This is a genomic window from Methylococcales bacterium, from assembly GCA_030949405.1.
Classification (GTDB): Bacteria; Pseudomonadota; Gammaproteobacteria; order Methylococcales; family Methylomonadaceae; genus WTBX01.
In genome coordinates this window covers 355,704-375,218 of the sequence record JAUZSN010000002.1, presented here as the reverse complement: position 1 = coordinate 375,218, position 19,515 = coordinate 355,704, and the positions used below count along the sequence as shown (strand labels likewise).

Annotated in this window: 24 protein-coding genes; 15 read left to right on the top strand and 9 right to left on the bottom strand. The window is 35.5% G+C overall.

The features are described 5' to 3' along the window. Positions 1 to 644 precede the first annotated feature (644 nt). Both Q9M50_02055 and Q9M50_02050 read left to right on the top strand, forming a co-directional pair. Positions 645 to 1,022: a hypothetical protein gene (locus Q9M50_02055; protein ID MDQ7089416.1), complete on the top strand. Its 378-nt coding sequence runs from the start codon at positions 645 to 647 to the stop codon at positions 1,020 to 1,022. A 23-nt stretch (positions 1,023 to 1,045) separates the two neighbouring features. Further along, positions 1,046 to 2,359, top strand: a complete 1,314-nt coding sequence (locus Q9M50_02050; protein ID MDQ7089415.1) for a transposase — start codon at positions 1,046 to 1,048, stop codon at positions 2,357 to 2,359. Between the two features lie 114 nt (positions 2,360 to 2,473). Here the strand turns inward: Q9M50_02050 and hypF are convergent, their stop codons facing one another. Then, positions 2,474 to 4,705: a carbamoyltransferase HypF gene (gene hypF, locus Q9M50_02045; GenBank protein MDQ7089414.1), complete on the bottom strand. Its 2,232-nt coding sequence runs from the start codon at positions 4,703 to 4,705 to the stop codon at positions 2,474 to 2,476. Positions 4,706 to 4,838: 133 nt separating this feature from the next. Between hypF and soxY the strand changes: the two genes are divergently transcribed. Both soxY and soxZ read left to right on the top strand, forming a co-directional pair. Then, complete coding sequence (soxY, locus tag Q9M50_02040) at positions 4,839 to 5,279, top strand: thiosulfate oxidation carrier protein SoxY (GenBank protein ID MDQ7089413.1); 441 nt, start codon at positions 4,839 to 4,841, stop codon at positions 5,277 to 5,279. Between the two features lies 1 nt (position 5,280). Further along, positions 5,281 to 5,592: a thiosulfate oxidation carrier complex protein SoxZ gene (gene soxZ / locus Q9M50_02035; GenBank protein MDQ7089412.1), complete on the top strand. Its 312-nt coding sequence runs from the start codon at positions 5,281 to 5,283 to the stop codon at positions 5,590 to 5,592. 45 nt (positions 5,593 to 5,637) lie between these two features. On the opposite strand, the gene kdsA is transcribed toward soxZ, so the two are convergent. From kdsA to Q9M50_02020, 3 genes are all read right to left on the bottom strand, one after another. Further along, positions 5,638 to 6,471, bottom strand: a complete 834-nt coding sequence (gene kdsA / locus Q9M50_02030) for a 3-deoxy-8-phosphooctulonate synthase (protein ID MDQ7089411.1) — start codon at positions 6,469 to 6,471, stop codon at positions 5,638 to 5,640. A 331-nt stretch (positions 6,472 to 6,802) separates the two neighbouring features. Continuing rightward, positions 6,803 to 7,663: an RNA polymerase sigma factor RpoH gene (gene rpoH, locus Q9M50_02025; GenBank protein MDQ7089410.1), complete on the bottom strand. Its 861-nt coding sequence runs from the start codon at positions 7,661 to 7,663 to the stop codon at positions 6,803 to 6,805. Between the two features lie 154 nt (positions 7,664 to 7,817). Beyond that, positions 7,818 to 8,222, bottom strand: a complete 405-nt coding sequence (locus tag Q9M50_02020; protein MDQ7089409.1) for a DUF4214 domain-containing protein — start codon at positions 8,220 to 8,222, stop codon at positions 7,818 to 7,820. A 198-nt stretch (positions 8,223 to 8,420) separates the two neighbouring features. Here Q9M50_02020 and Q9M50_02015 point away from each other — a divergent pair, with 198 nt between their 5' ends. Together Q9M50_02015 and Q9M50_02010 are read left to right on the top strand one after the other, a co-directional pair. After that, positions 8,421 to 8,891 (top strand): transposase family protein, encoded by a 471-nt coding sequence (locus Q9M50_02015; GenBank protein MDQ7089408.1) that lies wholly within the window; start codon positions 8,421 to 8,423, stop codon positions 8,889 to 8,891. Positions 8,892 to 9,073: 182 nt separating this feature from the next. Next, positions 9,074 to 9,346 (top strand): transposase family protein, encoded by a 273-nt coding sequence (locus Q9M50_02010; GenBank protein MDQ7089407.1) that lies wholly within the window; start codon positions 9,074 to 9,076, stop codon positions 9,344 to 9,346. A 72-nt stretch (positions 9,347 to 9,418) separates the two neighbouring features. Here the strand turns inward: Q9M50_02010 and Q9M50_02005 are convergent, their stop codons facing one another. After that, positions 9,419 to 9,637 carry a hypothetical protein gene (locus Q9M50_02005; protein ID MDQ7089406.1) on the bottom strand — a complete coding sequence of 73 codons (219 nt, stop codon included), beginning with the start codon at positions 9,635 to 9,637 and terminating at the stop codon, positions 9,419 to 9,421. Between the two features lie 609 nt (positions 9,638 to 10,246). Here Q9M50_02005 and Q9M50_02000 point away from each other — a divergent pair. Continuing rightward, positions 10,247 to 10,603 carry a transposase family protein gene (locus Q9M50_02000; GenBank protein ID MDQ7089405.1) on the top strand — a complete coding sequence of 119 codons (357 nt, stop codon included), beginning with the start codon at positions 10,247 to 10,249 and terminating at the stop codon, positions 10,601 to 10,603. Positions 10,604 to 10,610: 7 nt separating this feature from the next. Here the strand turns inward: Q9M50_02000 and Q9M50_01995 are convergent, their stop codons facing one another. Beyond that, the gene (locus tag Q9M50_01995) at positions 10,611 to 10,883 is read right to left on the bottom strand and encodes a transposase family protein (GenBank protein ID MDQ7089404.1); all 273 of its coding nucleotides are present in this window, start codon (positions 10,881 to 10,883) and stop codon (positions 10,611 to 10,613) included. Positions 10,884 to 11,032: 149 nt separating this feature from the next. Further along, positions 11,033 to 11,536: a transposase family protein gene (locus tag Q9M50_01990; GenBank protein MDQ7089403.1), complete on the bottom strand. Its 504-nt coding sequence runs from the start codon at positions 11,534 to 11,536 to the stop codon at positions 11,033 to 11,035. A gap of 207 nt (positions 11,537 to 11,743) precedes the next feature. Between Q9M50_01990 and Q9M50_01985 the strand changes: the two genes are divergently transcribed. Both Q9M50_01985 and Q9M50_01980 read left to right on the top strand, forming a co-directional pair. Beyond that, positions 11,744 to 11,884, top strand: coding sequence for a hypothetical protein (locus tag Q9M50_01985; protein MDQ7089402.1), 141 nt, complete (start codon positions 11,744 to 11,746; stop codon positions 11,882 to 11,884). Positions 11,885 to 11,910: 26 nt separating this feature from the next. Continuing rightward, on the top strand, positions 11,911 to 12,294 hold the full coding sequence (locus Q9M50_01980; GenBank protein MDQ7089401.1) for a transposase family protein: 384 nt from the start codon (positions 11,911 to 11,913) through the stop codon (positions 12,292 to 12,294). 7 nt (positions 12,295 to 12,301) lie between these two features. Here the strand turns inward: Q9M50_01980 and Q9M50_01975 are convergent, their stop codons facing one another. Beyond that, a complete protein-coding gene (locus Q9M50_01975) occupies positions 12,302 to 12,466 on the bottom strand; it encodes a hypothetical protein (protein MDQ7089400.1) in 165 nt (54 codons plus the stop codon). Positions 12,467 to 13,142: 676 nt separating this feature from the next. On the opposite strand from Q9M50_01975, the gene Q9M50_01970 reads away from it, so the two are divergent. From Q9M50_01970 to Q9M50_01960, 3 genes are all read left to right on the top strand, one after another. Continuing rightward, positions 13,143 to 13,571 carry a transposase family protein gene (locus Q9M50_01970; GenBank protein MDQ7089399.1) on the top strand — a complete coding sequence of 143 codons (429 nt, stop codon included), beginning with the start codon at positions 13,143 to 13,145 and terminating at the stop codon, positions 13,569 to 13,571. Positions 13,572 to 13,796: 225 nt separating this feature from the next. After that, positions 13,797 to 14,069 (top strand): transposase family protein, encoded by a 273-nt coding sequence (locus Q9M50_01965; GenBank protein MDQ7089398.1) that lies wholly within the window; start codon positions 13,797 to 13,799, stop codon positions 14,067 to 14,069. Between the two features lie 317 nt (positions 14,070 to 14,386). Beyond that, positions 14,387 to 15,412, top strand: coding sequence for a hypothetical protein (locus Q9M50_01960; protein MDQ7089397.1), 1,026 nt, complete (start codon positions 14,387 to 14,389; stop codon positions 15,410 to 15,412). Between the two features lie 223 nt (positions 15,413 to 15,635). On the opposite strand, the gene gloB is transcribed toward Q9M50_01960, so the two are convergent. Continuing rightward, positions 15,636 to 16,367 carry a hydroxyacylglutathione hydrolase gene (gene gloB / locus Q9M50_01955; GenBank protein MDQ7089396.1) on the bottom strand — a complete coding sequence of 244 codons (732 nt, stop codon included), beginning with the start codon at positions 16,365 to 16,367 and terminating at the stop codon, positions 15,636 to 15,638. Positions 16,368 to 16,466: 99 nt separating this feature from the next. Here gloB and Q9M50_01950 point away from each other — a divergent pair, with 99 nt between their 5' ends. Genes Q9M50_01950 through Q9M50_01940 form a run of 3 tightly spaced genes read left to right on the top strand, consistent with a single transcriptional unit; the run spans position 16,467 to position 19,363 of the window. After that, a complete protein-coding gene (locus Q9M50_01950; GenBank protein MDQ7089395.1) occupies positions 16,467 to 17,621 on the top strand; it encodes a D-alanyl-D-alanine carboxypeptidase in 1,155 nt (384 codons plus the stop codon). After that, positions 17,614 to 18,339, top strand: a complete 726-nt coding sequence (locus Q9M50_01945; GenBank protein ID MDQ7089394.1) for an ABC transporter permease — start codon at positions 17,614 to 17,616, stop codon at positions 18,337 to 18,339. Before Q9M50_01950 ends, Q9M50_01945 begins: the two co-directional genes overlap by 8 nt. Before the next feature lie 37 nt (positions 18,340 to 18,376). After that, positions 18,377 to 19,363: a LysM peptidoglycan-binding domain-containing protein gene (locus tag Q9M50_01940; protein ID MDQ7089393.1), complete on the top strand. Its 987-nt coding sequence runs from the start codon at positions 18,377 to 18,379 to the stop codon at positions 19,361 to 19,363. Positions 19,364 to 19,515: the final 152 nt, after the last annotated feature.

Here is a 19,515-nt window from a genome sequence, read left to right as displayed (position 1 = left end):
TGACCCTTACGAAACCCTATCTTTTTAAAATCTACAAGCCACTTAGTTTATTGATTATTTTCAACATAGTTCAATAAAATTTTATCCATAGTATTTTAACTCCCGTTTATTTGTTTTTCATAAACTAATAATGCAGCGAACCTTTCCGCGATTGGTATAGACAACACAAAAAAAGGCTACTAACTTAAGGTGGAACACTACGGCGCAAGGCTTAACCTCAACTTGTTCCGTCTTAAGTTGATAGCCCATTATTCCAATTCAATCTCTCTAGTAAACAATCATAATCTACATTAACAACATCAAACTAAACCTCTAAATCAATATTTCCATCGTAAATTTTTTGATTATGATTTCTAATATTTATTTAAAGAGCTCAAGAGAATCTGTGTTTGATTTATTTATATTTTAGAGATTTCTATGCGACAGAAATCTATCCCCCTTAACACTCACGAGTTTTTCATAAAAACCTAAGCGACTAAGCAATACTTTCTGTACCTGTATTCACAAGAAAAATAACCGAATAGGCCGCTGAAATATAAATTTTTCCTAAAATAAATACGTATCTACTTTAAATCTCAGGGTAAAGATAAAATTTCTAAAATAGATTTGACAACATATCATAAAAGAACGAATAGTTACATACTTTGAATATCCACGACCTACAGGCTGAAACTAACGCCATTTATCAAGCAATCGCTCAAATGGAAAGTAGCGAAGCGCAGGATATTGTCAAAAAAATATTCAATCTTATTGAACGCTTAGCCAGTGATAAATTGTCTTTAGAAACTGAATTACAGCAACTTCGTGACGAGGTTAATCGCTTGAAAGGTGAGCAGGGAAAGCCTGATATCAAACCCAATAAAAATAATAAGGGTGATGATATTTCATCCGAAGACGAACGTAAAAAGCACAAGTTGACGCGCAAAAAGAAACTAATAACGACACTGAAAATACGGACTCGGATAAGAAAAAACGCCGCCGTAAACCCAAGATCCCACGAGTTAAAATCGACCAAACGCTAAAATGCCTACTCGACAAAACTGGCTTGCCTAGCGACTTAGTATCTAAAGGCTTTGCGGAAGTGGTGATTCAAGACATTGTCATCAAAACCAATAATATTAAGTATCTCCGTGAGATTTTTTATTCACCTTCTGAAAATAAGTATTACCGCGCCCAATTGCCTGAAGGCGTTCGAGGTCAGGGCGAATTTGGTATTGGAATTCGTAGCTTGATTCCCATACTTAAGATGATGGGCGTGACCGAAAAACCCATGGTCGGTTTTTTTGAAAATATTGGCATTGTGGTCTCGCCGACTTATGTTTCTCAGCAATGGACAGGCGGTTATGACTGGGCGCATCAGGAAAAAAGCGAACTTTATCGCAGCGGCATTCTCAACAGTGATTATGGACAGATTGATGATACCAGTGCGCGAGTCAACGGTGATAACCACTATTGTCAGGTGGTCTGCAATGACTTGTTTACCGCTTATTTCACCACCAAACACAAAAACCGTTTATCGGTTCTGGACGTGCTGACCGATTATGCGCCACGCCATTATATCTACAATCAACAGGCTCAATCCTTGCTTGACGAGTTCAAGTTAGCTGATAAAGCACGGGCAAAAGTTGATGCTCAAATACCTGTCAATACAGTGATGAATGAAGCGCAATTTAAGTTGCACTTAGCGATCTTAAATACCTTAGGCGTAAGACAGGCAACGCATGTCACCGAAGCTTGCGCCATTGCCTATTATCAGCAACAAACGGATTTTCCTGTTATTGAAACCTTGCTTGCAGACGATGCGCCGCAATTCAAATTACTGACGGAACATTTGGGGTTATGCTGGGTTCACGATGCTCGCCACTACAAAAAACTCCGTCCAATTCTGGAAATACATCAGCAAGCATTAGCCGATTTTCGAGGGCTCTATTGGGAGTATTATAAGGAGTTGCTTAACTATCAAAAAAATCCCTGCCCCGATAAAAAGGCATGGTTGTTAACGCGATTTGATGAATTGTTTGCAACCACAAGCGATTATGAAGACCTCAATGATCGCATCGCCAAAACACTGGCGAAAAAGACTGAATTATTGCGAGTTTTGGAGCTTCCACAATTACCACTCCATAACAATGCAGCCGAACTTGGCGCAAGAAGACAAGCGCGTGCGCGAGACATAAGCTTCCAGACTCGAAATGAGAAAGGCACGAAAATCAAAGACAGTTTTATGAGTCTTGCTGAAACGGCTAAAAAACTAGCCGTGAGTTTTTATGATTATGTTTATGACCGAGTTAGTGGTGAATTCAAAATGCCGTCTATGGCGAATCTTATCGCTCAAAAAGCGCAAAGTTTGCAGGTCTGATATTTGTTTTACCCTGAAATTTAAAGTAGATACAAGTAAACCTTATGTTAAAGAATAGTTTTTATGTGGGTCTCGGTAAATCGCTTTAACAAGATGTGAATTTAAGTATAAAATTTAAATAAATAACTGCCCTAATGCCAAGCCACCATCGTTAGGCGGAATTTTTTGAGCGGTATAAACACAAAACTTTTCGTTTTCTAATTTTGTGATACACGATTCGGTTAGTAAGGCATTTTGAAAGCAACCGCCATTTAAAACAATCGTTTGATATGACAAAGGCTTTACTATTGCTAAACTTATTTCAGCTAGGGTGTTGTGAAATTTAGCCGCAATATCAGCCCGACTTACTTGGCCTTTATCTGCAATAATGCCCAAAATTAAGGGATGCCAATCAATGATAATAGGCTCGCTCTGTTGCAATATAAATGGATAACATCGGCTTGTTTTAGAACGGGCTGCCAATTGTTCTAATAATATGGCAGCCTGTCCTTCAAATTGGTTGAAATGACATACGTCTAATAGAGAAGAAACCGCATCAAAGAGTCGTCCTACACTGGAGGTTTGAGGGGTATTTAGTTGCTTATTCAAGCTTTGGCGTAAGAGTTTTAATTCTTGGGTTGAAAAAATAGAGAGCCATTCAAATGTTTGACTAAATAAAGCATCGCCGTAAAGACTATACAGTATTCCCAATGCAGCTCGGCGGGGTTCATTTGCAGCTTTATCGCCGCCGACTAAAGGAAAGGTTTTAAAGTGGGCAATCCGTTGAAAGCCGTTATCATTGATCCCTAAACATTCGCCCCCCCAAAGTGTCTTGTCTGCCCCTAAACCAACGCCATCCCATGCAAAGCCTAATACAGGAGGCTGTAAATCATGTTCGGCCATAGAGGCTAAAATATGGGCATGATGATGCGGGACTGCTCTTTTTTTTAAAGACGATTCCTGTGCATGTTGCGTACTGTAATAATCAGGATGTAAATCGTGGATGATGGTGGTTGGCTCAACCCCATAAAAGGTACACATATCGGTTAAGGTTTGTTGAAATAAGTTGCGTGAACCTAGGGAGGTTAAATCGCCCAGATGTTGACTTAAAATAAGTTGGTTACCTAAGCTAATTGCAATCGTATTTTTTAGATGCCCCCCCATGGCTATTCGAGGATTAATTGATTTATTGAGTGTGATAGGGAAGGGCGTATAACCTCGCGCTCGTCGAAAAACCGTCGGTTGATGATGAATAACCCTTACAATAGAATCATCTAAAGGGCGAATAATTGGACGGTTATGGGTAAAAAAATAATCCGCAATGCCTGTTAATTGTATTAATGCTTGCTCATCATTAATACAGATTGGATCCCCGCACCGATTGCCACTCGTAACAACTAACGGTTGCTTAAAGTCATGTGCGAGTAACTGATGCAAGGGCGAGGCGGGTAACATAAGACCTAATAATGAATTATTCGGGGCGATTGAGTCAGGAAGCGGTCTATTTTTTCGGCGTTTTAATAAGACAATAGGGGCTTGATGAGTACTTAAGGTTTGTTGTTCAATCGCATTGAGGTGACACAGTGATTCGGCCTCTGCGAGCGTTTCAACTAATAAGGCAAACGGTTTATGAGGGCGTTGTTTTTTTAATCGTAGGCGTTTAACCGCCTCGTCATTAGTCGCATCAACGATGAGTTGAAAACCACCAACGCCTTTTAAGGCAATTATTTTTCCTTGTTTTAAAGAATGAATAATCGTTGTTAGCGTTGTTGCTAGTAACGTAGCGGAGGGGGTCAGCTGAAATAATTGAGGGCCACAATGAGAACAGGCCAGTGTTTGAGAATGAAACCGTCTATTTTCTGGGGTGTTATAGTCCGCTTGGCAATCTGAACACGGCGTAAATTTGGCCATACTGGTACGAATACGATCGTAGGGTTGTTGTTTCATAATGCTGTATCGAGGGCCACAATAACAACAACTCGTAAACGGATAACGATAAAAACGACTGTGTGGGTTTAATAGATCAACACGACAGGCTTGGCAAGGACTGATATCAGGAAGAACAAACGCTGATTTTTGTTGTGTGATCGCACTTAACCTGATTTCAAAGGTCTTAAAATAAGTTCGAGCTTGGGATTGAATAGATACGTTTTCTAGGGTTGCAAAAGGGGGAAGCTGATTCGGTAACGCCGTTAAAAAATCGTTCTGTTGTATTGAATCGCCTTCAATAACAAGAGTTACGCCTTCGCTACTATTCGCCACCCATCCTTTTTGTTGATAATCGGTTGCTAAACGATAAATAAAAGGACGAAAACCCACCCCTTGAACCAAGCCTTTAAACGTAATCTGTAATTGTTTTATACTCATCGCCGTTGTGATCTTGGTCGCGCTCTTGATTTAAAGCTTGTAATTTTACTACCGTCAAAAAGAATGCGTTGTAAAATAAAGCGGTTAAACAATCATAATGTGTTTTTAAATTTAATTTTTAGGTTATTACACCATGTCTATTACGCGACGTTTTTTTTTTCTTGTACCGAGTATCGGGTTATTTATCTCGAAAACAGCACGAGCAGAATGGTTAAACAATTTATTTGCTAGTCGTTCTGTTGAAGCGAGTTTAGTGGAATCCTTTAAAACGAATGATATTTCACTGAGTGATAAAATTAATTTAAAAATTCCAACCATTGCTGAAAATGGGGCGGTCGTTCCCTTAACGGTGACGAGTTCATTAGAAAATGTTGAGCAAGTGTATATTTTTGTAGAAAAAAACCCAATTCCCTTAGTGGCCCTTTTTAATTTATCACCGACTATGGAGGCGTTAGTTTCAGCCCGTGTAAAAATGGCAAAAACGTCGAATGTTATTGTGATTATTAAGGCTCAATCAACGTTATACCGAACACAAAAAAAAGTGAAAGTAACCATTGGCGGGTGTGGAGGATAAAATGTCAACGATTAAAATTCGGACTAAACGGATTGATGGAAAAACGCAAATTAGAACCCTTATTTCTCATCCTATGGAACATGGGCGTAATATTGATGACGTGACTGGCTTACGGATTCCTATGCACTATATTCAGGAACTAACGGTTAAGCATAATGGACAAGTCGTGGTTCAAAGTCAATTGGGAGCGGGTGTTTCTAAAAACCCTTATTTTTCTTTTATGCTGAAAGGTGGAATCGCAGGGGATCGTATTAGTATCAGTTGGCGTGATAATTTAAATAATACAGCGATTGAAACACGAAAAATTGAATAGTTAATTATTTAAAAAAAGAGCCGCTTTAAAACGGCTCTTTTAAATTTATAAGCTATTTTCAATAAACCCTGCCGCTTTAACCGCATTATCAATAATCATTAAGGTTTCTAGTAATTCCTTCATTCGATGTAATGGCCACGAATTAGGCCCATCACTTAATGCTTTGTCTGGATTAGGATGAGTTTCTAAAAACAATCCAGCAACCCCAGCCGCAACCGCCGCTCTTACAAGGACAGGAACAAATTCGCGTTGTCCCCCTGAAACCGTTCCTTGTCCGCCCGGTAATTGAACGGAGTGCGTCCCATCAAAAACAACGGGACAATGACTTTCACGCATAACGGCTAAAGAGCGCATATCTGAGACTAAGTTATTGTAGCCAAATGAGACTCCCCGCTCACAGACCATGATTTGCTCATTACCTGTCGCTTTTGCTTTATCAACGACATGCTTCATATCCCATGGGGCTAGAAACTGTCCTTTTTTAATGTTAACAGGAATCCCTTGTTTTGCCACTTCTTGAATAAAGTTTGTTTGCCGACATAAAAAGGCAGGGGTTTGCATAACATCAACCACACTGGCGACTTCGGCCAATGGCGTATCTTCATGAACATCAGTTAAGACAGGAACGCCAATCGTTTGTTTGACCTTTTCTAAAATACGCAAGCCCTCTTCAACCCCTAAGCCCCGAAAACTTTTATGGGAGGAACGATTGGCTTTATCAAATGAGGATTTATAAATAAAGGGGATGTTTAATTCTGTCGTGAGTTCTTTTAAATAGCCCGCTGTATCTAAAGCAAGTTGTTCGCTTTCGATCACGCAAGGGCCTGCAATTAAAAATAAAGGTTGATTTAAACCGGATTCAAAATCACATAATTTCATATATTTTCTCATTTTGTTTAATAATGTAACTCATTTTACACTTTATAAAAAGTGGGTGCATAAGCAAAGCGTCACGCGCCTTTTGTTGTGTACAGAGATTTTTAAATGAATTTTTTAGCCAGTAAACAGGAAATAATAGGGGGAGGGGCTGTGGGCTAAAATTATAGGGTCAATTTTAGTCCATGTAAAAGGTCAAAAATAAAAAAATCGGCTACCCACTTAAGACGGGACGCTAGGGAGCGAGGCTTAACCTCAACGTGTCCTGTCTTAAGTTGGTAGCTAAAAAAAGCCAACCTAAGGTTGGCTTTTCATTCTATTATTTTAAGGACGTTTAAGCTTCCAAAACAACCGAGGCTTTAATTTTTTTCATGGCATTTTTTTCAAGTTGCCTGATTCGTTCCGCTGAAACATTATAACGTGCCGCTAATTCATGTAAGGTGGCTTTTTTATCCGATAACCAACGACTTGAAAGAATATCTAAACTGCGCTCATCAAGCTTAGATAACGCGTCACTTAATAAATTTTCTTTATACCCTTTCCAGTCGGATTTTTCGAGTAATAAGGCTGGATCTGATTCAGCTTCCATTAAATAACTTGAAGGGGCATTATAGGTTTCTTCGGACCCTGTATTATCTACGGGTAAATCAAAGCCTAAATCACGGCCATCTATGCGTTTTTCCATTTCATAGACAACTTTTAGGTCAACATTTAAATTTTCAGCAATCGCTTCTGCATCGGCTTTAGATAACCAGCCTAAGCCTTTTTTAGATTTACGCAAATTAAAAAATAATTTACGTTGGGCTTTTGTTGTTGCAATTTTAACAACACGCCAATTTTTAATGACATATTCATGAATTTCTGCGCGAATCCAATGCACAGCAAATGAAACGAGGCGCACACCGACTTCGGGATCGAAACGTTTGACCGCTTTCATTAAGCCAATATTGCCCTCTTGAATAATATCAGGTAACGGTAAGCCGTAGCCATTATAACCGCGTGCAACATGGGCTACAAAACGTAAGTTGGACATCACTAAATGTCGAGCGGCTTCTAAATCACCTTCATCGCGATAACGCACGGCAAGTTCATATTCTTGTTCGGGCGTTAATTTGGGCATTTGCCCAACGACATTTAAGTAACTATCGAATGTACCCACTGACAAATTGGTAGGTAAAGCTAAACCCTGACTCATTATGATACGCCTCTTAATTATAAAGTTGGAGTAAGTTTAGCACTCCCTCAAAGAGAGTGCTAATTAAAATTCGGATAAATGTGATTAAAATCAAGCTCTATTTATATTTTTTTCCAAATTCTTTGACCCAGCAACGCCTTAAAAAGTTCCTCTCTTAATCGATTGCAAAATCCCATTCAGATACTGGTTTGTAGTGAGTTTCCATTTCAGGCGAATTGACAATGGCGCTGGCTATGTTTTCAAGAGTTGTCGTTTTATTTTTTAAATGGCCGCCCCAAAATTTTTCACCTTCGGCATCCGCTTCGCGCCCCAAAACACCTAAATATAATTGTTTAATCTGGGTAGGTATATCGGCATTATTAATATTAAAACCCATTTTTTCTTCTTGTTCACCTGAGCCTAAAAGTAACAAGGCCATCTTGCCTAAGGAGAGGTCGCTATCTTCAACCGCTTTTGACCACTGATCTATTTCCTTAACATGCGGTTGCCGTCCAAAAATTTGTACATAAGTTCCTATCACCGCATCAAGTTTTAAATTTTCATCTGGTTTAACCGTCACGGTTTTATCCGAAAACTCTAAACTTTCAATAGACTTGTTCTTCTAAATAAAATATATTAAAATCAATTGCTTATATATACTTGATAACACTCACAATCAGTTGATACAGCCTAATAAATAAACTTTAAATTAAATTATTAAAAATAATAAATAAGCTTTATAATAAATTTCTATAAAAAATAAAAATCAAAGTATAACATGAAAATAAAAGAAATTTTACCAAGAATTTATGATGATAGACAGTTAAGAGCTTTAACAGGATTAAAAACAGAACATTTTATTTTACTATTATCTCTATTTGAAAAGACCCTTATTGAAGATCAAAAAGAAAAACATGAAAATAAAGAAAGAAAATACGGTAGTGGTTTAGATAGCACATTAAAAACACCCGCAGACAAATTATTATTTATATTAAATTATATGAAGTGTTATTCTACTTTCGATCACTTAGGGTTTTCTTTTAATATGAATAAATCATGCGCCCATACTCATGTATACAAATTATTTCCAATTTTAATAAAGACGTTAGATATATTTAATGTTTTACCTGCAACAAGTTTTTCAACCCCTGAAGAAATGCAGCAGGCTTTTGGCGGAGTTCAAACATTGATAATAGATGCTACAGAGCTTGCTGTACAACGCCCTAGTGACTATGAAGAACAAAATTAATTTTACAGTGGTAAAAAAACAGCATACAATTAAAAATACCACTATAGCTTCTTTAGGTCATTTAATTTTATATATTGGGGTTAGTTTTCCGGTAAAAATCATGATTATGGAATGTTTAAAAAGAATTTAATCCAGAATTAAATTGGTTTAGTAATTTTAATATATTTATTGATTTAGGTTATTTGGGGTTTAATAATGAATATAAAACTAATTCGGTAAATATTCCTCATAAAAAACCAAATAAATCTAAGCATAATCCAAACCCAACATTAACTGAAAATCAAAAAAAAGAAAACAAAGAGATGAGTCGTGAAAGAGTCATTGTTGAGCATGTAATCGGTGGAATGAAAAGATATAGATGCCTAGTTGACAAGTTTAGAAATAAAAAAGAAGGTGTAAAAGATTTATTTTCTTTTTTAGCGGCTATCCTATGGAATTTTAACATGATATATTAACTTCTTCTTAAAGAACAAGTCTATTATTAATTAAGGTCACAATATCATCTGGGTTTTCAATAGAGGTCAAAATTATTTTTGAAGCTTCATAGGTAATTTTATAATCACTTTCTTTGCCTTCAAATTTAACTGCATCTTTATTTGCCCCCCATGTAATTTATGTTTTCCTTTCCCAATGGTAATTAAATCTTCACCGCCTTTTGTTAAAACTGTTTGTTCTTTTTCACTGTCGGCAATAATTAAGGTGTTTTTTAGGTCATCAGCAGTGACATTAACACCTCCTTCAATCACAGCAAAATCAATATTTTTTAATTCTAAGGTCGTATTGAAAGGAAGGGTTTTAGCGTCAATCGTTAACGCATTAATAATAGAATTACTACCTAAGTTAAGTTGATGAGAGCCATCAAAAACAATAGACGTGTCGCTGGGTTCGTCATTATTACTCGCTAAAACGATATTCTGTTGAAAGAATGTTTGCTCTCCTTCTGAAAATAAACCAAAAAAATCGGAAGTGGTACTTGTATAATAATCTGAATTTGATGAAAATAGTCCTTGAATATATTCTTCAATGCTACTGCTAACGTCGGGAATATTTTGTGACTCTCCACTTCCAGTTGCATCAAAACCAATGCCTAATGGAATTTCTATATTAATACCTGAACCACCCTCAACGTTACCTAAAGGAATAGTGACATGCGTTGGGCTGGTCGATAAGTCACCTAAACTATCAATAGACTTGTTCTTCTAAATAAAATATATTAAAATCAATTGCTTATATATACTTGATAACACTCACAATCAGTTGATACAGCCTAATAAATAAACTTTAAATTAAATTATTAAAAATAATAAATAAGCTTTATAATAAATTTCTATAAAAAATAAAAATCAAAGTATAACATGAAAATAAAAGAAATTTTACCAAGAATTTATGATGATAGACAGTTAAGAGCTTTAACAGGATTAAAAACAGAACATTTTATTTTACTATTATCTCTATTTGAAAAGACCCTTATTGAAGATCAAAAAGAAAAACATGAAAATAAAGAAAGAAAATACGGTAGTGGTTTAGATAGCACATTAAAAACACCCGCAGACAAATTATTATTTATATTAAATTATATGAAGTGCTATTCTACTTTCGATCACTTAGGGTTTTCTTTTAATATGAATAAATCATGCGCTCATACTCATGTATACAAATTATTTCCAATTTTAATAAAGACGTTAGATATATTTAATAGACTTGTTCTTTAAGAAGAAGTTAATATATCATGTTAAAATTCCATAGGATAGCCGCTAAAAAAGAAAATAAATCTTTTACACCTTCTTTTTTATTTCTAAACTTGTCAACTAGGCATCTATATCTTTTCATTCCACCGATTACATGCTCAACAATGACTCTTTCACGACTCATATCTTTGTTTTCTTTTTTTTTATTTTCTGTTAATGTTGGGTTTGGATTATGCTTAGATTTATTTGGTTTTTTATGAGGAATATTTACCGAATTAGTTTTATATTCATTATTAAACCCCAAATAACCTAAATCAATAAATATATTAAAATTACTAAACCAATTTAATTCTGGATTAAATTCTTTTTAAACATTCCATAATCATGATTTTTACCGGAAAACTAACCCCAATATATAAAATTAAATGACCTAAAGAAGCTATAGTGGTATTTTTAATTGTATGCTGTTTTTTTACCACTGTAAAATTCATTTTGTTCTTCATAGTCACTAGGGCGTTGTACAGCACGCTCTGTAGCATCTATTATCAATGTTTGAACTCCGCCAAAAGCCTGCTGCATTTCTTCAGGGGTTGAAAAACTTGTTGCAGGTAAAACATTAAATATATCTAACGTCTTTATTAAAATTGGAAATAATTTGTATACATGAGTATGGGCGCATGATTTATTCATATTAAAAGAAAACCCTAAGTGATCGAAAGTAGAATAGCACTTCATATAATTTAATATAAATAATAATTTGTCTGCGGGTGTTTTTAATGTGCTATCTAAACCACTACCGTATTTTCTTTCTTTATTTTCATGTTTTTCTTTTTGATCTTCAATAAGGGTCTTTTCAAATAGAGATAATAGTAAAATAAAATGTTCTGTTTTTAATCCTGTTAAAGCTCTTAACTGTCTATCATCATAAATTCTTGGTAAAATTTCTTTTATTTTCATGTTATACTTTGATTTTTATTTTTTATAGAAATTTATTATAAAGCTTATTTATTATTTTTAATAATTTAATTTAAAGTTTATTTATTAGGCTGTATCAACTGATTGTGAATGTTATCAATTATATATAAGCAATTGATTTTAATATATTTTATTTAGAAGAACAAGTCTAATGTTTTACCTGCAACAAGTTTTTCAACCCCTGAAGAAATGCAGCAGGCTTTTGGCGGAGTTCAAACATTGATAATAGATGCTACAGAGCGTGCTGTACAACGCCCTAGTGACTATGAAGAACAAAATGAATTTTACAGTGGTAAAAAAAACAGCATACAATTAAAAATACCACTATAGCTTCTTTAGGTCATTTAATTTTATATATTGGGGTTAGTTTTCCAGGTAAAAATCATGATTATGGAATGTTTAAAAAAGAATTTAATCCAGAATTAAATTGGTTTAGTAATTTTAATATATTTATTGATTTAGGTTATTTGGGGTTTAATAATGAATATAAAACTAATTCGGTAAATATTCCTCATAAAAAACCAAATAAATCTAAGCATAATCCAAACCCAACATTAACTGAAAAACAAAAAAAAGAAAACAAAGAGATGAGTCGTGAAAGAGTCATTGTTGAGCATGTAATCGGTGGAATGAAAAGATATAGATGTCTAGTTGACAAGTTTAGAAATAAAAAAGAAGGTGTAAAAGATTTATTTTATTTTTTAGCGGCTATCCTATGGAATTTTAACATGATATATTAACTTCTTCTTAAAGAACAAGTCTAATAGGTTCTAACGTAGTATTAATCGTATTTTGACCATTAACTTCAATAGTCGTTTGTCCAAAAGTAACGCCTCCAATTCCTGTATTTATAATAATAGGATCGGGTTGTTCTTCAACAATAGGATCAATCGTTGCTTTGAATGTTGACACTTTGGAGATGGAGATCCTTTAAGTGCATATTTAATGCGTCAAAATCATGCAAAATATGGATTTATTAAACCTAAAGAAAAATAACTGGGGTAAAAATAACTGGGGTCAGATACTGTCTTAAAAGTCAACGCTAATTTGCTTTTATTTATTAAAAACAGCCCCTCTTTTCCTGGCCTCGTTCTTTAAAAGCTTAGCTCTTAATTTGATAGTTTATATCAAATGGTTTTTCTGACTTCAATACGCCATAAGATAAGATCAACAGCTTTCTCATGACAGCGACTATCGCTACTTTTTTGGGCTTACCATTAGCCACTCAACGCTCATAAACAGCCTTTAATATCGGGTTGTGTCGAATGGCTACAAGAGCTGACATATAAAGCGATTTACGCAATCGTTTATGGCCAATCTTAGAAAGTGATGATTTATTAATGCTCGTACCTGACTGCATGATCTTTGGTGTTAATCCAGCATAACTCGCAATTTATTTTGAACTTGAAAAGAAATTAATAGACTTGTTCTTCTAAATAAAATATATTAAAATCAATTGCTTATATATACTTGATAACATTCACAATCAGTTGATACAGCCTAATAAATAAACTTTAAATTAAATTATTAAAAATAATAAATAAGCTTTATAATAAATTTCTATAAAAAATAAAAATCAAAGTATAACATGAAAATAAAAGAAATTTTACCAAGAATTTATGATGATAGACAGTTAAGAGCTTTAACAGGATTAAAAACAGAACATTTTATTTTACTATTATCTCTATTTGAAAAGACCCTTATTGAAGATCAAAAAGAAAAACATGAAAATAAAGAAAGAAAATACGGTAGTGGTTTAGATAGCACATTAAAAACACCCGCAGACAAATTATTATTTATATTAAATTATATGAAGTGCTATTCTACTTTCGATCACTTAGGGTTTTCTTTTAATATGAATAAATCATGCGCCCATACTCATGTATACAAATTATTTCCAATTTTAATAAAGACGTTAGATATATTTAATGTTTTACCTGCAACAAGTTTTTCAACCCCTGAAGAAATGCAGCAGGCTTTTGGCGGAGTTCAAACATTGATAATAGATGCTACATAGCGTGCTGTACAACGCCCTAGTGACTATGAAGAACAAAATGAATTTTACAGTGGTAAAAAAAACAGCATACAATTAAAAATACCACTATAGCTTCTTTAGGTCATTTAATTTTATATATTGGGGTTAATTTTCCGGTAAAAATCATGATTATGGAATGTTTAAAAAGAATTTAATCCAGAATTAAATTGGTTTAGTAATTTTAATATATTTATTGATTTAGGTTATTTGGGGTTTAATAATGAATATAAAACTAATTCGGTAAATATTCCTCATAAAAAACCAAATAAATCTAAGCATAATCCAAACCCAACATTAACAGAAAATCAAAAAAAAGAAAACAAAGAGATGAGTCGTGAAAGAGTCATTGTTGAGCATGTAATCGGTGGAATGAAAAGATATAGATGCCTAGTTGACAAGTTTAGAAATAAAAAAGAAGGTGTAAAAGATTTATTTTATTTTTTAGCGGCTATCCTATGGAATTTTAACATGATATATTAACTTCTTCTTAAAGAACAAGTCTAATATCACCAATATATTTTTATCTGCAAAAATTGTAGTTTATTTTGATAGCTTCATACTTTTTTTGCAGGTTTATCTGCAAATGTTCTTAACGTACTTATAAAGAAATAATCCACCATACCGTTATAAATATCCATTACAACAAAAATTCAAGTTAGTTTATGTTTTTTGGCATCCTAAATGCTTTAGTCAAACTAGACACTTAAGAAAATAACTTATGGGATGGTTGAGAAATCAAAAATTTATCATTGTTAAGTGATTCAACTTAATTATAAGTAAAAGTAGGAGCAATCTAAATGAAACAATTAAAAATAATGGCGATAGTCATTGGCTGTAGTGCGATAACAAATATCGCGGTGGCTGATTTGCAAACAGAAAGATCAGTAGTTAATGACCCAACGTTAAGAATATCTGCTAAGGCAAATTTTCCAGCCTCTGTGAGCGGTGACCTTTATATAGCGACTCAAATTAATGGAAATTATTTATTCCTCAATGATGGGGGAAAATTTGTCCCTGAAATGATTCCTTTTACTCAAGCAACTGAACATTCAGGTCAACTTCTCTTATTTGATTTTCTAGCTGAAGGCTCTACACCGGGTCGTTATCCTTTATTTCAAGTTATTACTAACCCAGGCACTAATCCATTGAATTTCAATAATTGGGTGGGCGGTCTTGGTGGGTTAAGTTCCCTTAATTTTACAATTGGTTTGCCTCCCGAGAAAAGTGGTGATTTTAACGGTGATGGCTTTGCTGATGATGATGCGAATAAAGATGGATTTCATGATGATGATGCAAATAAAGATGGGTTTCATGATGATGATGCAAATAAAGATGGGTTTCATGATGATGATGATAATCAGAATGGTCGTCATGATGGGGAAGAAAATAATACTCCCGTTCCAACAACACCTATTGTCACGGCACCAATAAATGTTAATTGTTCTAATGATAATGGTTCTGATCATAATGGCGGTTTCGAGAGTGACGATGATTTCGAAAATGATGATAGTTTTGAGAATGACGGTGGTTCTGATGATAACTGTAGTAACATCCCTACGCTAATACCGACATCGGTGCCTCAACCAATATCTACAACTGGAAATTCTATTGTGGTAGAAGGTCAAACGGCTTATGCAAGTTGTGCCTCTGCTGCTTGTCACGGGGCTAACCCAGCCTTTAACCAAAATGGAGTGTTAGCGGCTAGAACCCCAAGTGCAACTATGAGTGCTATTTCAAGGAATAAAGGTGGAATGGGCTTTCTAAGTACGGTTATTACAGCAGACGCTGCAAATAAAATTTCTTCTTATTTAAATAGCTTATAAATACTAACGTGAGACGGGACAATTTTAATTCCTTATTTTTTGAAAAGTGAGGAAGATCAATGATAGAGCCAGTAATTTATTTTACTGGTATCCCATCTTAAGTTGGTAGCCGAATCTTTTAATAAAAACTAAAGCCATGAATAATGTCATCTACTTTTTCTCAAATTTTACGGGTTGTTTTCAGCAAGTACAAAAGAAAATAAATTTACATTATTGACCTATTTCAAACATAAACAAAACTATCTTTTTGTTGTCTAATTTCTGCAAAGGCTTCACAGTTTTCTGCGCGTAAAAAAGGGTTAGTCGCCAGTTCTTCGGCCAGTGAAAAAGGAACCGTTGCTAATCCTTGTTGACGCTGTAGCTTTATTTGTTCCATTCTAAATTTTAAATCTGCATTTTTAGGCTCAATACTTAACGCAAACACCGCATTAGTTTCTGTATATTCATGGGCGCAATAAATCTGCGTCTGTTGAGGTAGGGCCGCTATTTTATTCAAGGAGGCCCACATTTGTTCCGCTGTCCCTTCAAATAATCGCCCACAGCCCATTGCAAATAACGTATCCCCACAAAATAAAGCATTCGCTTGCTCAAAATAAAAAACAAGATGCCCTAATGTATGGCCATCCGTTGCGATAACCCTAGCCTTTTCAGCCCCTAATTGAAAACAATCCCCTTCTTTTAAAGCAATATCTAATTGTGGAATACGCGATTTATCCGCCTCTGCCCCTACAATTTGGCAACCCGTTGCTTTTTTTAAGGCAACATTTCCACCGATATGATCGTGATGATGATGTGTATTTAAAATGTAATTAAGCGATAAGCCTAAGGTGTTTAAGGTGTCTAATACAGGCTCTGCGATGGCAGGATCAATGACCGCCGTTTGATCGCTGCTCGTTTCATGAAGCAAATAAATATAATTATCGTTTAAAACAGGTATTTGATGAATTTTTAACATAATAGGTTTAGAAAGCCGAAAAATTTTAAAAGCATACTCTATACTTTACCTATCCCCACTTTATCACTGATTGATTGAATAATGAAAAATATAGGTTGTATGACACTGTTTTTTTTATTAACCTTAATGCCCACGTTTGCAGCGGCGCAAATGGCGTTACAACGGTTATATAAAATGCCCAAAGCCAGTCTTTATGTCGCAGGCGATCCGACACATCATTTGAATGAAAATACAGCAAGAATCCCTGCCTCTACACTCAAAGTACTCACCGCGTTATTAGCCTTAAAAACGTGGAAACCTGAGCATCGTTTCACCACGGATTTTTATGTGAATGCCCAACAGCAATTAACCATAAAAGGCTATGGCGATCCTTATTTAACTTCTGAGGAGTTAGATACGATTATTTTTCAACTCAAACAAAAAGGATTGACCCGTATTAATGGCCTTAAAATGGATAATGGTTATTTTGTGGATAACATTGCTATTAGTGGCCGTTCAAAAACAAATAATCCTTATGATGCGCCCTTGAGTGCGCTGGCTATTAATTTTAATACCTTAAGTGTTCATCGTAATAAAAAAGGAATTTCGAGCGGGGAATCGCAAACGCCTTTAACACCATTAATGAGAACATTTGCCAAACAACTCCCTTATGGAAAACATCGAGTTAATTTGAAAAAACCAGCCTATGCCTCCCGTTATTTCGCCGAAGTTTTTAGAGCAAAATTACGTCAAAAGGGCATTGAGGTTCAAGGTGAAATTATCGAAGGTGCAGTTGATCCAACGGAGGTTGTTTTTTATCAGCATATTAATAGTAAAACCTTGTCTGAAACGATTGCCGCGATGTTAAAATATTCCAATAATTTTATTGCGAATCAATTATTTTTAATGCTCGGCGCTGAAAAGTATGGCGCACCCGCAACCATTAAAAAATCACAACAGGCTTATTCTGAAAAAATAAAACAACTGTTTAGTTGGCAAAAAACATTTTATGAGGGCGCTGGGTTATCACGACGTAATTATTTAACTGCGAAAGAATTAGTTGAGGTACTACAACAGTTTGCACCCTATAAAACCCTCTTGAAATCACAAAATGCACGAATTTTAGCGAAAACAGGGACGTTAACAGGTGTGAGTAGTTATGCAGGTTATCTTTATAATAAGAATGAATGGCACGCATTTGCTTTATTAATTAACCAATCGGTGAATGGAAATTTTAGAAAACAGGTAGCAAAGGCGTTATTAGATAATGAATAATAGCGTTCAAGCAATTCCGTTAAATCATCTTGCGATCGCTTTTATTCCCGTGTTGATGGTATTAATTCTTTTTATTCGCTGGAATTTAGCGACTAAAAAAGCCAGTTACGCGCTGTTACGCATGTTAGGACAGTTACTTTTAATTGGCTATTTTTTAAACTACCTTTTTACCTCAGAGTCTGCTTATAGCTTACTGGCGGTTTTGATGGTAATGATCGTATGCTCAAGTTGGATCGCGTTAGAGGTCGTGGGTCATAAATTACGTCGCCAGTTTTTAATCTCGACGATTATCTCCATTTTTATTGGGGGTGGACTGTTACTGGCGATTATCACTCAAGGGGTGCTTCAACTTGAACCTTGGTACGAGCCGCGTTATTTAATTCCCCTTGGCGGGATGGTTTTTGCGAATGCAATGAATAGTATCAGTTTGGCGGCTGAACGTTTTATTTCTGAAATTAATCGCGAACAGAGTTATTTGGCTGCACGTAATACCGCTTTTAATGCGGCAATGATTCCCGTTATTAATTCATTATTTGCAGTAGGGTTAGTCTCACTTCCTGGAATGATGACAGGACAAATTTTATCAGGAATTTCCCCCTTTATCGCCGCCCGTTATCAGATTATGATAATGTGTATGATTTTTGCCTCAGCAGGTATTGCCACCGCCTTTTTTTTAAACTTAATTAAAAAAGAGTTTGTCTTAACTAATAACAGTTAAATTTAATGTCCTTAGACAAGAAACCGAGATCACTCAAATGAAAATAAATTTAAATGCTATTCCACGCATCTGGAAACCCAAGGCGACCCGCTATGTCGCACTTTTAGCAAGAGCGTTTAAGGAAACGGGTGTAACAAATCCTACCGTTTATGCCTATGCCTGCGCCTCTATTAGTCATGAATCCAGTTGGAATCCTAAAATTGAAAATTTACACGACAGTGCTGCCCGTACGGCTTGGTCTGGAAAAGGACTGGCACAAGTGACCCTAGAGAGTAATTATCGGAAAATTACCGAGTTAACAGGGATTAATTTTATGACAAATCCTAACTTGATGTTTATCCCGTATTATTCTTTACGTGCAAAAGCGGCTCATTTTGTTATTCATGGAATGATTCCATTAATAGAGCAAGGCCAATTTGAAGCGGCTGCGGGGATTTATAATGCAGGAAAACCTGATTATCGTTCAAATTATACTAAAAATGTTGCGAATAGCACCTTAGAATGGCTGGCTGTTTTTTCAGCAACCACGATGTCATCGGTGACGAATCATTCAACCTCGTATGGGTATACAAAACCGCCTGCACCGAGTTATCGACCCTCAACAACATCAAATCCACTTCCACGGTATACGCCAACACCTCGAAAAAGGAGTGGCCCACCTAGATATAATGCGCCATCACGTTATAATACGCCGCCTAAATATAATGCTCCGCCACAATACAGCGCACCGAAGCAATATAAACCTGCACCCGTGTCACGTTATAGCTATGCTAAAACACCTCGAAATAGACCGCCTGTTTTAAATAAACCGCCGCGCTATACCCCGAGTAGTTCACCGACCTATACAGAGCCGCCTAAACCCGCGCGTTCGTCATCAAGAACCTATTTTGTTCAACGAGGGGATAGCTTATCGTCCATTGCTTCTCGCTTTGGGGTTTCATTGAGAACCTTATTGAGTAATAATCGGCAGATTATCAATGCCAATAATATTCATGTCGGGGATATGATTAATATTCCGCGCTAATCATCGAAGTTAGGCAAAGAAAACAGTAAGATAGAAAGCCGTCGTTTAGGCGGCTATCGTCAGCCACTTGTCCCCCGCGTTGTTTTTCAATAAATAGAAACGTAATCACTAAAAATAAGGTGTAAAATCCCCCTATTTGCTGTCCTTATTTG